The organism is Enterobacter sp. FW301-JW81 (genome assembly GCF_058788735.1).
On sequence record NZ_JBYTBA010000005.1, the window covers coordinates 91,869 to 105,808 of the forward strand.

At 57.1% G+C, this 13,940-nt stretch carries 14 protein-coding genes; 10 read left to right on the top strand and 4 right to left on the bottom strand.

From position 1 onward, the window contains the following. Positions 1-40: 40 nt before the first annotated feature. The 3 genes from phoA to adrA all read left to right on the top strand — a co-directional run bounded on the left by phoA (position 41) and on the right by adrA (position 3,072). Positions 41-1,456, top strand: coding sequence for an alkaline phosphatase (gene phoA, locus AC3WOK_RS16120; protein WP_492354804.1), 1,416 nt, complete (start codon positions 41-43; stop codon positions 1,454-1,456). Between the two features lie 89 nt (positions 1,457-1,545). Beyond that, positions 1,546-1,866: a phosphate starvation-inducible protein PsiF gene (psiF, locus tag AC3WOK_RS16125; RefSeq protein ID WP_047347312.1), complete on the top strand. Its 321-nt coding sequence runs from the start codon at positions 1,546-1,548 to the stop codon at positions 1,864-1,866. Positions 1,867-1,968: 102 nt separating this feature from the next. Continuing rightward, positions 1,969-3,072 carry a diguanylate cyclase AdrA gene (gene adrA / locus AC3WOK_RS16130; RefSeq protein WP_063429216.1) on the top strand — a complete coding sequence of 368 codons (1,104 nt, stop codon included), beginning with the start codon at positions 1,969-1,971 and terminating at the stop codon, positions 3,070-3,072. Positions 3,073-3,088: 16 nt separating this feature from the next. On the opposite strand, the gene proC is transcribed toward adrA, so the two are convergent. Next, on the bottom strand, positions 3,089-3,898 hold the full coding sequence (gene proC, locus AC3WOK_RS16135) for a pyrroline-5-carboxylate reductase (protein WP_047347310.1): 810 nt from the start codon (positions 3,896-3,898) through the stop codon (positions 3,089-3,091). A gap of 97 nt (positions 3,899-3,995) precedes the next feature. Here proC and AC3WOK_RS16140 point away from each other — a divergent pair, with 97 nt between their 5' ends. From AC3WOK_RS16140 to ppnP, 5 genes are all read left to right on the top strand, one after another. Next, the gene (locus AC3WOK_RS16140; RefSeq protein WP_047347309.1) at positions 3,996-4,454 is read left to right on the top strand and encodes a YaiI/YqxD family protein; all 459 of its coding nucleotides are present in this window, start codon (positions 3,996-3,998) and stop codon (positions 4,452-4,454) included. Positions 4,455-4,598: 144 nt separating this feature from the next. Next, a complete protein-coding gene (gene aroL / locus AC3WOK_RS16145; RefSeq protein ID WP_047347308.1) occupies positions 4,599-5,123 on the top strand; it encodes a shikimate kinase AroL in 525 nt (174 codons plus the stop codon). A 44-nt stretch (positions 5,124-5,167) separates the two neighbouring features. Further along, a complete protein-coding gene (gene yaiA / locus AC3WOK_RS16150; RefSeq protein ID WP_447855160.1) occupies positions 5,168-5,359 on the top strand; it encodes a protein YaiA in 192 nt (63 codons plus the stop codon). A 237-nt stretch (positions 5,360-5,596) separates the two neighbouring features. Continuing rightward, complete coding sequence (locus tag AC3WOK_RS16155; RefSeq protein WP_047347307.1) at positions 5,597-6,274, top strand: AroM family protein; 678 nt, start codon at positions 5,597-5,599, stop codon at positions 6,272-6,274. Between the two features lie 71 nt (positions 6,275-6,345). Further along, positions 6,346-6,633 (top strand): pyrimidine/purine nucleoside phosphorylase, encoded by a 288-nt coding sequence (gene ppnP, locus AC3WOK_RS16160; RefSeq protein ID WP_008503270.1) that lies wholly within the window; start codon positions 6,346-6,348, stop codon positions 6,631-6,633. A 46-nt stretch (positions 6,634-6,679) separates the two neighbouring features. Here ppnP and rdgC read toward each other — a convergent pair whose 3' ends face one another. After that, positions 6,680-7,594 carry a recombination-associated protein RdgC gene (gene rdgC, locus AC3WOK_RS16165; RefSeq protein ID WP_023310540.1) on the bottom strand — a complete coding sequence of 305 codons (915 nt, stop codon included), beginning with the start codon at positions 7,592-7,594 and terminating at the stop codon, positions 6,680-6,682. Positions 7,595-7,717: 123 nt separating this feature from the next. On the opposite strand from rdgC, the gene mak reads away from it, so the two are divergent. Then, positions 7,718-8,629, top strand: a complete 912-nt coding sequence (gene mak, locus AC3WOK_RS16170; RefSeq protein WP_447855161.1) for a fructokinase — start codon at positions 7,718-7,720, stop codon at positions 8,627-8,629. A 99-nt stretch (positions 8,630-8,728) separates the two neighbouring features. On the opposite strand, the gene sbcC is transcribed toward mak, so the two are convergent. Then, positions 8,729-11,860: an exonuclease subunit SbcC gene (gene sbcC / locus AC3WOK_RS16175; protein ID WP_447855162.1), complete on the bottom strand. Its 3,132-nt coding sequence runs from the start codon at positions 11,858-11,860 to the stop codon at positions 8,729-8,731. Then, a complete protein-coding gene (gene sbcD / locus AC3WOK_RS16180; RefSeq protein ID WP_447855163.1) occupies positions 11,857-13,062 on the bottom strand; it encodes an exonuclease subunit SbcD in 1,206 nt (401 codons plus the stop codon). The genes sbcC and sbcD overlap by 4 nt, the downstream gene beginning before the upstream one ends. 187 nt (positions 13,063-13,249) lie before the next feature. On the opposite strand from sbcD, the gene phoB reads away from it, so the two are divergent. Beyond that, a complete protein-coding gene (gene phoB, locus AC3WOK_RS16185; protein WP_008503265.1) occupies positions 13,250-13,939 on the top strand; it encodes a phosphate response regulator transcription factor PhoB in 690 nt (229 codons plus the stop codon). The last annotated feature ends 1 nt before the right edge of the window (position 13,940 follow it).

Sequence of the window (13,940 nt, forward strand, 5' to 3'; positions counted from 1 at the left end):
CTGTTTTTATTTTTATGTATTTGTACATGGAGAAAATAAATTGAAACAGAGCGCACTTTTCATCGCATTACTTCCCCTTTTAATTACCCCGGCCATTTATGCGGACACAGTCCAAACCAGCGTGCTGGATAATCGTGCTGCAAAAGGTGATATCACCGAGCCTGGCGGCGCCCGCAGATTGTCGGAAGATCAAACCGCCGCTATTCGCGCTTCGCTGAATGAGAAACCGGCAAAAAACATTATTCTGCTCATTGGCGATGGAATGGGTGATTCCGAAATTACGGCGGCGCGAAATTATGCTGAGGGTGCGGGCGGCTTTTTTAAAGGTATCGACGCATTACCGCTGACCGGACAATATACCCATTACGCGCTGGATAAAAAAACCGGCAAACCGGATTACGTAACGGATTCAGCGGCCTCTGCCACGGCGTGGTCCACTGGCGTGAAAACCTATAACGGTGCGCTGGGCGTGGATATTCACGAAAAAGATCATCAAACCCTTCTCGAGATGGCAAAAGCGGCGGGTCTGGCGACCGGCAACGTCTCTACTGCTGAGCTTCAGGATGCAACGCCTGCGGCGCTGGTGGCGCACGTGACCTCACGTAAATGCTACGGCCCGTCAGTGACCAGCGAAAAATGCCCAACGAACGCGCTGGAAAAAGGCGGCAAGGGATCGATTACGGAACAGCTGCTGAACGCGCGCCCTGACGTGACGCTGGGCGGCGGCGCGAAAACCTTCGCGGAAACCGCGACGGCCGGCGAGTGGCAGGGCAAAACGCTGCGCGAGCAGGCGCAGGCTCGCGGCTATCAGTTGGTGAGTGATGCCAGTTCTCTGGCGGCGATAACCGAGGCGAGCCAGGACAAACCGCTGCTGGGGCTTTTCTCCGACGGCAACATGCCCGTGCGCTGGGAAGGTCCAAAAGCCTCATATCACGGCAACATTGATAAGCCTGCCGTAACCTGTACGCCTAACCCGAAACGCACCGACAGCGTACCGACGCTGGCGGCGATGACCGATAAAGCGATCTCTCTGCTGAGCAAGAGCGAAAAAGGGTTCTTCCTGCAGGTGGAGGGCGCGTCGATCGATAAACAGGATCATGCTGCCAACCCGTGCGGCCAGATTGGCGAAACGGTCGATCTGGACGAAGCGGTGCAGAAGGCGCTGGCGTTCGCGAAAAAAGACGGTAACACCCTGGTGATCGTCACCGCGGATCATGCGCACGCCAGCCAGATCATCCCGGCTGATACCAAAGCACCGGGGCTTACGCAGGCGCTGAATACCAAAGATGGCGCCGTCATGGTGATGAGCTATGGCAACTCTGAAGAAGAGTCCATGGAGCACACGGGCACCCAGCTGCGCATTGCAGCCTACGGTCCGCATGCGGCAAACGTGGTGGGCCTGACCGATCAAACGGATCTGTTCTACACCATGAAGGCGGCGCTGGGTCTTAAATGATAAAACCCCGGCGGAAATCACATCTGCCGGGTGGTTTTTTTCCCGTCACGAACCAGACTTACAGGGAATGTTCACAAAAGGATGGTGCAATGAAAACAACATTACTGGTTACTCTGCTCTCTGGCCTGTTCATGGTCGCATCGGCGAACGCGGAAGAGAAAACGTTAACGCCTCAACAGCAGCGTATGACTACGTGTAACCAACAGGCGACGTCTCAGAGCCTGAAGGGGGACGCCCGTAAGACCTACATGAGCGACTGCCTCAAAAATGGCGCCTCGAAACCCGCTGAAAAAAGCCTGACGCCGCAGCAGCAAAAAATGCGCGAGTGTAATGCGAAGGCAACCGAGCAGTCCCTGAAGGGGGATGACCGCAGCAAGTTCATGAGTGCCTGCCTGAAGAAAAAAGTGTAGTCCTATCGGGTGAGCGGCTCCGGCGGCTCACCCGAAATTTCATACTTTCCCCGCAGACCTCCTCTCTATAATTTGGGAAAATGTTTCAGAATATTCCCAAAAATGATGAATGATGAAACCTATTACAACAAAAAGCGCATTCGGGAAGAGTGGAATTTAACCCTTTCTCAGGATGACCCTCACCGCGCCGGCATTCAGTTTGCCCGGCGAGTTCGGCTGGCACGCGCAGCCGGGCTGGCGGCAATGTTTTTCCCCATCGCCGGGATGCTGGTCACCCATTTTTTACCCGGCGGTTGGTGGCTTATACTGGTGGGGTGGTCGTTCATCTGGCCTCATTTCGCCTGGCAATTATCCTACCGCGCCACGTCGCCTCATCAGCAGGAAATCTTCAATCTTAAGATCGATGCCATTATTGCCGGGCTCTGGATCGGCGTGATGGGGATGAATGCGTTACCTACCGCAGCGCTGGTGATGATGGTGGGGATGAATATGATGGGTTCCGGCGGCTGCCGCCTGTTTATCCCGGGGATAATGTTGACCCTGCTCTCTGCGCTGGTGACGTTGCCATTCTTCGGGAGGGTGGCTGCCTTCAACCCCGACCCCGTGGAGTGGGGCTTCACGCTTCCCGTACTCGTACTTTATCCCATGCTCTTTGCCTGGCTCAGCCACCGAACGGCCGTCAGGCTTGCGGAGCATAAGCGGCGGCTGGAAATGATGAGCACCCGCGACGGAATGACCGGGGTCTTTAATCGCCGGCACTGGGAAATGCTGCTGCGAAATGAATTTGAGCAGTGCCGACGAAGCCACATCACCGCCACGATACTGCTGATTGATATCGATCACTTTAAAAACATCAACGATACCTGGGGGCATGATGTGGGCGACGAGGCGATCATCGCCATTACGCGCCAGCTCCAGATGTCGGTGCGTTCAGGCGATGCTATCGGCCGGTTTGGCGGGGATGAGTTTGCGGTGATTATGTCGCAGACCGCGGCTGAAAGCGCCATCGCCGTGATGTCACGGGTGCACGAGCGGCTGGAGAAACTGTCGCTACCGTGCGCGCCAAAAGAAGCGCTGCGCATAAGCGTGGGCGTTGCCCCCTGGGGGCCGCAGTTTGGGCATTATCGGGAGTGGCTGAAGGCGGCTGACGTGGCGCTGTACAGGGCGAAAAATGCCGGGCGCAGCCGCACCGAAGTGGCCGCATAACGCCCGGCTGAGACGATCAGGATTTACTCAGCTTCTCTGATTTTTCCATGCATTTTGTCATCGCTTCAATGACCGCCGAGCGGAACCCGCGCTCTTCCAGCACCCGCACCGCTTCGATGGTGGTACCGCCCGGTGAGCAGACCATATCTTTCAGTTCACCAGGGTGTTTGCCGGTCTCCAGCACCATTTTGGCGGAGCCCATGACGGCCTGCGCGGCGAACTTATACGCCTGCGCGCGCGGCATACCGCCAAGCACGGCGGCGTCGGCCATCGCTTCTAAAAACATGAAGACGTACGCAGGCGCAGAACCACTCACGCCGACCACCGGATGAATCATCGATTCGGCAATCACTTCCGCCTCACCGAAGCAGCGGAAAATGTTCAGCACATCGGCCACTTCTTCTGAGGTCACCAGCGCGTTAGGCGTCACGGAGGTCATGCCGGCGTTGACCAGCGAGGGGGTATTAGGCATGGCGCGGACGATTTTACGGTCGTGACCCAGCGCGCGGGCCAGCTGATCGAGCGTGACGCCAGCGGCAATCGACACGACCAGCGTCTCTTTGTTCAGGCTGGAGGTGATATCGCTCAGGACTTTGATCATGATGTTTGGCTTAACGGCGCCAAAGACGATATCGGCAACCTGGGCCACTTCCTGCGCGCTTTCGGCGGCGTTGATCCCGTATTGATCGCGCAGCGCGGCGACCTTGTCCGGTGACGGGGTATAGACCCAAATCTGACCCGGTAGCACCTGCCCGCTGGCGATCAGACCGCCCAGGATGGCTTTGCCCATGTTACCGCAGCCGATAAACCCGATTTTCTTGTCCATCACGATTCTCCGTCATTGTGCGTTGTTTTCTCTGATTGATAGCTTAACAACGAAATGCAGGCGACAATAGTCGGCAGACTCATTATGGGGAGACAATATGGCGATTTGGGTTGATGCGGACGCGTGTCCGAATGTGATTAAAGAGATTTTGTTTCGCGCCGCCGAGCGCGTCCAGATGCCGATGACGCTGGTGGCGAACCAGAATATCCGCGTACCGCCTTCGCGGTTCATCCGTTCTTTGCGCGTTCCGGCCGGGTTCGACGTGGCGGATAACGAAATTGTGCGCCTGTGTAGTGCGGAAGATCTGGTGATCACGGCGGATATTCCGCTGGCCGCTGAAGTGCTGGAGAAAGGGGCGGCGGCGCTTAACCCGCGCGGTGAACGTTACTCGCCTTCGACCATTCGCGAGAAGCTCACCATGCGTGATTTTATGGATACGATGCGGGCCAGCGGCGTGCAGACCGGTGGACCGGACAGCCTGTCCCAGCGCGACCGTCAGCAGTTCGCTGCCGAACTGGATAAATGGCTGCTGGAAGTGAAGCGCCGCACTGCGTAATGATAATTATTGTCAATTTGTGGTACAGTGTGGCCTCCACAGGGTTGTCATCCCGTACCGCTTTGCAGTAAAGTAATCGCAACATCTTCTGCAATTATTTCTTTACACTCTTCAGCCATCCGGCATCAAGGGGAACACCTGGCTATGACCCAACCCATCTTTTTAGTTGGCCCCCGCGGCTGTGGGAAAACCACCGTTGGCCTGGAGCTGGCACGCGTGTGTCATCGCCAGTTTGTTGACACCGACCACTGGCTGCAAACCGAGGCCGGAAAAACCATCGCCGACATTGTTGAGCAGGAAGGGTGGGAGAGCTTTCGCGCACGCGAAACGGCCGCGCTGAAAGCGGTCACCACGCCGTCAGCCGTAATTGCGACCGGCGGTGGCATCGTTCTGGCGGAGTGCAATCGTCACTTTATGCGCGAAAAGGGGATTGTGATTTATCTCAGCGCGCCGGTGTCGGCGCTGGTCGGGCGACTGGAAGCGTTTCCTGAAGAGGGGCAACGCCCCGCGCTGACCTCCAGGCCGCTCAGCGAAGAGGTGAGTGAAGTGCTGGCCGAACGCGATGCGTTATACCGCGAAGCGGCTCACCACGTGGTGGATGCATCGGCGTCTCCCGAAGACGTTGTGATTCAGATTATTACCGCCCTGCGTTTGGCTTGTGCAAGCTAACCGGCGTCTATACTTATAGCTCAGACATAAAAAAAGGATGAGCTATGCCAACCAGACCTCCCTATCCGCGTGAAGCGCGTATTGTTACCGTTGAAAAAGGCCAGACGAGTCACACCGTGACCTGGTATCAACTGCGTGCCGATCATCCAAAACCGGACTCGCTGATCAGTGAACACGAGACTGAACAGGAAGCGCTGGATGCGAAACGGCGCTACGAAGATCCCGACAAAACCTGACAGTTTTCCTAAACGCTCCAATATCGTGCCTGAATCACACTTTTTACTCACCGAGAAAGTTAAGCCGGAGTTAATATTTAGTTATTACAAGTAACTCCGGTATCGGCAGGCGATCTTTACATTTCTATGTCGGGATCGCCTGCTACGCTTGGTGCTGTTTTGTTGAAAAAATGAACTGTGCAGCGTAGTGAGCCTGTACCTGTGTGCACGATGTTGGAGTAATGGAAGGCGATAAAGATGAAGGCAACGTTGGCGATCCTCACCATTGGTGTGGTCCCTGTAAGCGAAGTGTTACCGCTCTTAACCGAGCATGTATCTGAACAACAGATAACGCACCTCAGCCTGCTGGGGAAGATGAGTCGGGAAGAGGTCATGGAAGACTACGCTGTAGAGGCGGGGGAGGATCCCCTGGCGACGTTATTAAGCGACGGTAAACTGGCGCATGTATCACGCCAGAAAATCGAGCGCTCGCTGCAGGGCGTGATAGAAGTGCTCGATAATCAAGGTTATGACGTTATTTTGCTGATGAGTACCGCGCCCATTAAGGGACTCATGGCGCGCAATGCGATTTTGCTGGAGCCGATGCGGATCATACCGCCGCTGGTGGCCTCCATCGTCGATGGCCATCAGGTTGGGGTGATTGTTCCTATCGAGGAGCTCATGGACAACCAGGAGGCGAAATGGCAGGTGCTCGAAAAAGTCCCCTTGTACGCGCTGGCAAATCCGTTCTGGGACAGTGAGGCCAAACTCATTGCCGCCGGGAAGGAGCTGCTGGAGAGAGGGGCTGATGTGTTGATCCTGGACTGTCTGGGTTTCCACCAGCACCATCGTGATTTGCTGCAAAAGGCGCTGGATGTGCCCGTACTGTTATCCAACGTTCTGATGGCGCGCCTGGCCTCGGAGCTTCTGATGTAATGATTTTACGTGACAGGTGATGAGCATGGCCCCTATAGTGAATTTTTATCTGAAAATATAAGGGCCAGTTCATGCTTCAGAGTAACGAATACTTTTCCGGTAAAGTGAAATCCATTGGTTTTACCAGCAGCAGCACTGGCCGCGCCAGCGTTGGCGTAATGGCTGAAGGGGAATATACCTTTGGCACGGCGGAGGCCGAAGAAATGACGGTGGTGAGCGGCGCGCTGAACGTGTTGCTGCCGGGGGAAACGGAATGGAAAGTTTACGCCGCCGGACAAGTTTTCAACGTCCCTGGCCACAGCGAGTTCCATTTGCAGGTTGCTGAACCGACCTCTTATCTGTGCCGCTATCTGAAATGATTTTTTTCCCTCTCCCCATTGGGGAGAGGGTTAGGGTGAGGGGAGACTATCTCTGCGCTTCGCCGCCGAGACCTTCCACCAGGTTCTGAATCAGCGCGGCCAGCTCGCCGGTCATCAGGATGAAGTCCGCGTCAAAGCGCTGAGCGTAATCTTCCCTGTCGATATCCTCGTTCTGATCGCGCAGCTCGTCGCAGAACTTCAGACGCTTCACGGAGCCGTCGTCGCACATCACGAACTGAATGCGCTGCTGCCAGTCGAGCGCCAGTTTAGTGACCACTTTACCCGCTTCAATGTGTACCGCGATCTCGTCGCTCACCAGATCCTGTTTTTTCGCGCGGATCACGCCGCCGTCTTCCAGCAACGCTTTCAGTTCGGCTTCATCAAGGATCTGGAAACCCTGCGCCGCAGCGCCGCTGCGTACCCATTCGGTCAGCGTTAGCTCAATTGGCGTTTCCAGCGCCAGCGGAACGACCGGTAAAGAGCCGATACTTTTACGCAGCAGGGCCAGCGTATCTTCCGCTTTTTTCGCGCTGGCGCAGTCCACCATGATCAGCCCGTTAACGGTATCGATCCACATCATGGTCTGGCTGAAGCGGCTGAAGGCGCGCGGCAGCAGTGAATGCAGAACCTCATCTTTCAGCGAATCTTTTTCGGTTTTTTTCAGCTTGCGGCCCTGCTCGGCTTCCAGCTTGAAAATTTTCGCTTCAAGCGCCTGCTTAACCACCGGCGTAGGCAGTATTTTCTCTTCTTTACGGGCGCAGACGATGATTTGACCCGTGCTGCTGGCGTGGGTCAGTGCATCGCTTTGAGAACCCATTGGCGGAACCCAACCGGTTTTTGCCATATCCTGGCTACCGCAAGGGGAAAAGGTATAAGCGGCTAACTGTTTTTCCATCTCTTCTGCACGCAGCGAAACGTCGCGGCTGAGACGGTAAACCATCAAATTTTTGAACCACAGCATGATAATTTCCACGGCCTTGTCGTTAAATCAGCGGGCATGATAACGAATTGTCGCATCGCTTGCATTGCTAATCGGGAAGCGTGCTTCTACTCTGTTGATAATCAAAATAATGAGGAGAGTCGTGTGCGTATTGGGATTGATTTGGGCGGCACCAAAACAGAAGTCATCGCGCTGAGCGAGCAGGGGGAACAGCTGTTCCGCCACCGTCTGCCTACGCCGCGCGATGATTATCACCAGACTATCGAGACGATTGCCCGGCTGGTCGAGATGGCAGAGCAGGCGACAGGACAAATCGGCAGCGTCGGGATGGGGATCCCGGGGTCGATCTCGCCGTATACCGGGGTGGTTAAAAACGCCAACTCGACCTGGCTCAACGGCCAGCCGTTTGATAAAGATTTAAGCGCGCGCCTGAACCGGGAAGTCCGTCTGGCTAACGACGCCAACTGCCTGGCGGTCTCTGAGGCCATCGACGGCGCGGCAGCGGGTGCCCAGACCGTGTTTGCCGTTATTATCGGCACCGGCTGCGGCGCGGGCTTGGCCTTCGGCGGGCGCGCCCATATTGGCGGTAACGGCACTGCGGGCGAGTGGGGACATAACCCACTGCCGTGGATGGATGAAGACGAACTTAAATACCGCACCGACGTTCCGTGCTACTGCGGTAAACAAGGCTGTATAGAGACGTTTATCTCCGGCACCGGTTTTGCGACCGATTATCACCGTCTGAGCGGCCAGCCGCTCAAGGGCAACGAGATCATGCGGCTGGTCGAAGAGCAGGATCCGGTGGCCGAGCTGGCCCTGAGCCGCTACGAAATGCGTCTGGCGAAATCCCTGGCGCACGTGGTGAATATTCTCGATCCGGACGTAATTGTGCTGGGCGGCGGCATGAGCAACGTTGACCGGCTGTACGCCACGGTGCCGAACCTGGTGAAACAGTGGGTGTTTGGCGGCGAGTGCGAAACCCCAATCCGTAAAGCCGTCCACGGTGACTCCAGCGGCGTGCGCGGCGCGGCGTGGTTATGGCCGGTAAATTTGTAGGCCCGGTAAGCGAAGCGCCACCGGGCGAATTCAGGCAGCCGTAATAAAAAAGCCGGGTGGCGGCTGCGCCTTACCCGGCCTACAGAAGGGAGCGGGCCTTTACGGCACCGCAAACTCCCTGTCCAGCCTGCTGTACCCCAGCCCGTTAATCTTTTTCACTTTGATCTGCACCGGAATGCGCTCCTTCATCGCCTCAACGTGGCTGATCACGCCGATGGTTTTCCCGGTGGCGTTCAGCGCGTCGAGCGCATCCAGCGCGGTATCCAGCGTTTCGCTGTCAAGCGTGCCGAACCCTTCATCCAGGAACAGCGAATCGATCCGCGTTTTGTGACTCACCAGATCGGAAAGCGCCAGCGCCAGCGCCAGGCTGACCAGGAAGCTCTCGCCGCCGGAGAGCGTGCGGGTATCGCGAACCGCATCCGCTTGCCAGGTATCGACCACTTCCAGCTCCAGCGCGTCACTGGCCTTACGCTGTAGCAGATAGCGCCCGTGCAGGCGGGTAAGCTGCTGGTTGGCGAGCCAGACAAGATTGTCCAGCGTCAATCCCTGAGCGAACTTGCGGAATTTGTCGCCGGTGCTGGAGCCGATAAGCGCGTTCAGATACCCCCAGTCGTCTGCCAGACGCGCGGCCTCTTCAATTTGCTGCATTAGCGCCAACTGGTGCTGCCGGTTATCGCTGTCCTGCTTAAGCTGCTGACGGATCTCGCCCTGATGGGTGGTGTTCTCACGAAGCCGCTGCGCCAGCTGCTGCAGCTGGATTTGCAGAGTGGGAGCGTCGGCGTCGAGCCCTTCCGGTCGCAGTGCCAGGTGAGACTGCAGCTGTTGTTGAGCTTGCCCGCACAGCGTCGCGGCCTGCTGTAGCTGGTTTTCCAGCGACTGTTTCAGCTGTTCGAGATGACGAAGCGTCGGTTCATCCAGCAGCGCGGCAAGAAACGCGTCCCGGTCGGCAAAACAGCTGGCTGAGAGCGCCGCGGTGAATTGCGTTTGCGACTGCTGCAGGCGCTCCTGCTCCAGCGCTTCCTGCTGCTGCTGCGCGGTGAGCTGGCTTTGCAGCGACACGCATTCGTCGTGGATGGCGCGCCAGTCATCAGGAATAGCCGGTTCGGCCTCTTCGCTGTGCGTTTCCGGAAGCGCGTCGAGCAGCGGCTTCAGGGCGTTCATACGTTCCAGAAGCACGCCGTGCTGCGTTTGCTTCTCTTGCCACTGCGCGAACTCGGCTTCACGGGCGTGCAGCCAGGCGGCTTCATTACCCTCTTCAGGTACGTTAAGCGATAGCGAGAGCAGGGTGTGTTCCAGCGCCTGGCGCGCGGCCGCCAGCTGCTGCTGATACTGTCGTTCCTGCACTTCCTGCTCGTTCAGCTGGTTTTGCAGGGTCAGACGCTGGCTGAGCTGATAAAGCTGGTGCTCGTAGCGTTCCTGCTCGTTCATCCATGGAGCGATATCTTCCTGAATATTCAATGCGATATTCAGGGACGCGCAGACTTCCTGCCACTCTTTAGTGAGCGCTTGCTCTTCCTGAGCCAGGGTCTGCGCTTCGTCTGTCTCACGCTGGATCTGCTGCGTCAGGGCATTAACCTGTCCCAGCACCAGCAGGCCTTCCTCTTTGAGTGAGGCGACCTCTTTTTCCAGGGCGTCGCGGCGGCGCTGGTTTTCCGTCAGCTCAAGCGACCGGTATGTCTCCACGGCGGGATGTTCGCTTGCGCCGCACAGTGGGCAGGGTTTGCCCGCCTCAAGCTGCGAACGATAATGTTCCAGCTTTTTGATTGTCGCTTCGGTTTCGCACAGCGCTTTCAGGTCCAGATAGTGCTGGTTTTTCTCTTTGTACTGCTGGCGGCGCAGCGCCAGCGTTTCATTGAGCTTACCCTGTTCCGCCTGCGCTTTTTGCAGACTTTCCGAATTCTGAAGCAGGCGCTTTTGCAGCGGCTGATAGCGGGCATGAAGCGACGTTAGCCGCTGGCGCAGCGTGCGTGACCGGGACTGCTGCTCGAGTGCCGCGCTGACCTCGTCCGCCGTCAGCGTCAGCGCATTTTCCGGCATCTCTGCCAGCTTGTTGCGTAATTCACGCATCCGCGCAGCAAGCGAGGCTAACTGCGTTTTATCGCGGTTAAGCTGCGAGAACTGCGCGCGCCAGCCGGCAATCTCCTGGCCCAGCAGGCGATAACGCTCGTGCTCCGCCAGCCACTGCGCCAGCGCCGTCAGTTCGGTCTGTAGCTGCTCGTGGTTACGCAGGGCGGTGGTGCGGATCCGTGCGCGCAGCACGGTTTTAGCTTGTAAGCGAGTATTTACTTCGACAATTCGCTGCTGCGTTTGCGTCAGGCGCGCGGTTTGCTCCTGCTGATGCTCCCAAAGCGGTCGAAGCTGGGCGGCGGGCTGGGCAAGCTGGAGTTTTGCCAGCTCAGGCGCTGCGTCCGTCAGTGCCTGCTGCGCCTGCTGCTGCATCGCGGTGACGCGCTGTTGCTCGCGTACAAGCTCATCGTGGCGCGTAAGCCACTGAAAATCTCTCTGTTGGCTTTGCTGCTGTACCAGCAGGCTTTTCTCTTCGTCAGTAAGTGCCTGCAAACTTTGCTGTAACTGCTGCTGTTGCTCTTCGCTCAGCAGCACGACGCCTGCAACCTGCGCCTCGCACTTTTCAAGCATGCTGCGGGCTGCTTTATGTTTCTCAAATACCATGGCGGAAATCTGGCCGTAGATCTCGGTGCCGGTCAGCTCTTCCAGCAGTTCTGCACGATCGCTCGGTTTGGCATTGAGGAAGGCGGCAAATTGCCCCTGAGAGAGCAGCATGGAGCGGGTAAAGCGGCCGTAGTCCAGCCCGGTGAGCGCGGCGGTTTGCTCCAGCTTATCCGTCACTTTGTCGGCCAGGATTTTGCCATCTTCGCAGCGCGCCAGCTCCACGCGCGGTGCCTGCAGGTTGCCGTCAGGCTGATTGCGCGCCCGGTTCTGGCTCCAGAAGGCGCGATAGGCCGTGCCTTTCACCTCAAACTCCACTTCGGCCAGACACTCGGCGGTGTCGCGCGTCATCAGGTCGTTTTGTGCCTGAGAGACCTTCTGCAGGCGTGGGGTTTCGTGATAAAGCGCCAGGCAGATGGCGTCGAGCAGGGTGGTTTTGCCTGCTCCGGTCGCGCCGGTTATAGCAAACAGCCCGTTGCTGGCAAAGGGTTCAGCAGTAAAGTCAATTTTCCACTCGCCCTTGAGAGAGTTAAGGTTTTTCAGGCGCAGGCTCAAAATTTTCATGCGTTTTCGTCCTCATCATCGAGCGCATGCAGGGCATGGGTGAACAGCTCGCTAAGCCTTTCACGCTTCGCGTCGTCTATCTCCTCCTGCGAGAGCCTGCGTTCAAACACCTCTTCTACCCTCAGCTCGCTGAGGGTTTCGCGCCGGGCGCTGAGCAGAATTTTCTCGCGCTGTTCGCGGCTGCGGCGGACCAGCAACACCTCAACCGGCAAATCTTCGGTCAGCGCCTGGATTTTTCGCTGCATATCGTGCAGGTAGTCATCGGTGGTGATTTCGATATCCAGCCAGACGGGAGGGTTAAGCGCCGCGCCGCGCCACTGCTCAAGCTGGGCGGTAATGGCGTCAAGATCGCCTTTCAGCACCGCCAGCGGCTGGGTGACCGGGACTTCCAGCGTCTCGACGGCGTGAAGCTTTCCGTCGGAAAAACTCACCAGATGCACGGATTTGGCTTTGCCCGTTTCATCAAAGCTGAGCGAAAGGGGCGATCCGCAGTAGCGGATGTGCTCGCAGCCGCCGATAACCTGCGCGCGGTGGATATGCCCGAGCGCGATGTAGTCGGCTGGCGGGAAGTTTTGCGCCGGAAAGGCGTCCAGCGTGCCGATATAGATGTCACGTACGGCGTCACTTTTACTGGCCCCGACGGTGGTGAGGTGCCCGGTCGCAATCACCGGAATCGGCTGTTCGCCGCGCAGAGCGCAGGCTTCGGCGTGCTGCTGGTGATAATAGTCGGTGATGGCCTGTAATAAATGTTGCTGTTTTTCCGCCCCCGACAGCCCCGCCTGGCTTTGCACGATGTCCCGCGGACGTAAAAACGGTATCGGACACAGCACCGCCCCCGGCGTACCGTCGCGTTTTTTCAGGATCTGCGGGGCGTGCCCGGCGCTGGCGACAACGGTGGTATTGAGAAATGCCAGGATGTCGCGGGATTCATTGAGCGTCGCGACGGAATCATGGTTGCCGGCGACAATCACCAGATGACAGCCGGTTTGCTGGAGATTCACCACGAAGCGGTTATACAGTTCACGCGCATAGCTGGGGGGAGAACCGGTATCAAAGATGTCACCCGCCACAATTATCGCGTCCACCTCGTGCGTCCGGGCCGTTTCCAGCAGCCAGCCCAGGAACGCTTCATGTTCAGCCGCACGGCTTTTGCTGTAAAAATTTTGACCCAGATGCCAGTCCGAGGTGTGAAGTATGCGCATAGCTGATCCGTGGCAAAAAAGAGAAAGCCGGATTATAAACCTTCAGAGAAGGGAAAATAACCGCTGTAATAAAACAACGGTTTGCCCGTTATCGTGGTACTGTTTTTCATAAATCTGTCATAAATCTGACGCATAATGGCGCCGAATTACAAACTTGTAACTTAAATAAGATAAGACAGGGCAAAGTATGGCGAGACGTATTCTGGTCGTAGAAGATGAAGCTCCAATTCGTGAAATGGTGTGCTTCGTGCTCGAGCAAAATGGCTTCCAGCCGGTTGAAGCGGAAGATTATGACAGCGCAGTGAACCAGCTAAATGAACCCTGGCCCGATCTGATTCTGCTGGACTGGATGTTGCCCGGCGGCTCCGGACTGCAGTTTATCAAACATCTGAAGCGTGAAGCGCTAACACGCGATATACCGGTGGTGATGCTCACGGCGCGCGGTGAAGAAGAGGATCGCGTGCGCGGTCTGGAGACCGGCGCGGACGATTACATTACCAAACCGTTTTCACCAAAAGAGCTGGTGGCCCGCATTAAAGCCGTGATGCGCCGTATTTCGCCGATGGCGGTGGAAGAGGTGATTGAGATGCAGGGGCTGAGCCTTGACCCCACCTCACACCGCGTGATGACCGGTGAAAATCCCCTCGATATGGGGCCTACGGAATTTAAGCTCCTGCACTTCTTTATGACGCACCCGGAACGCGTTTACAGCCGCGAGCAGTTGCTGAATAACGTCTGGGGAACTAACGTGTATGTCGAAGACCGGACGGTTGACGTCCATATCCGCCGCCTGCGAAAAGCGCTGGAACTGAGCGGCCACGATCGCATGGTGCAGACGGTCCGCGGCACGGGTTATCGTTTTTCTACCCGTTTCTGAA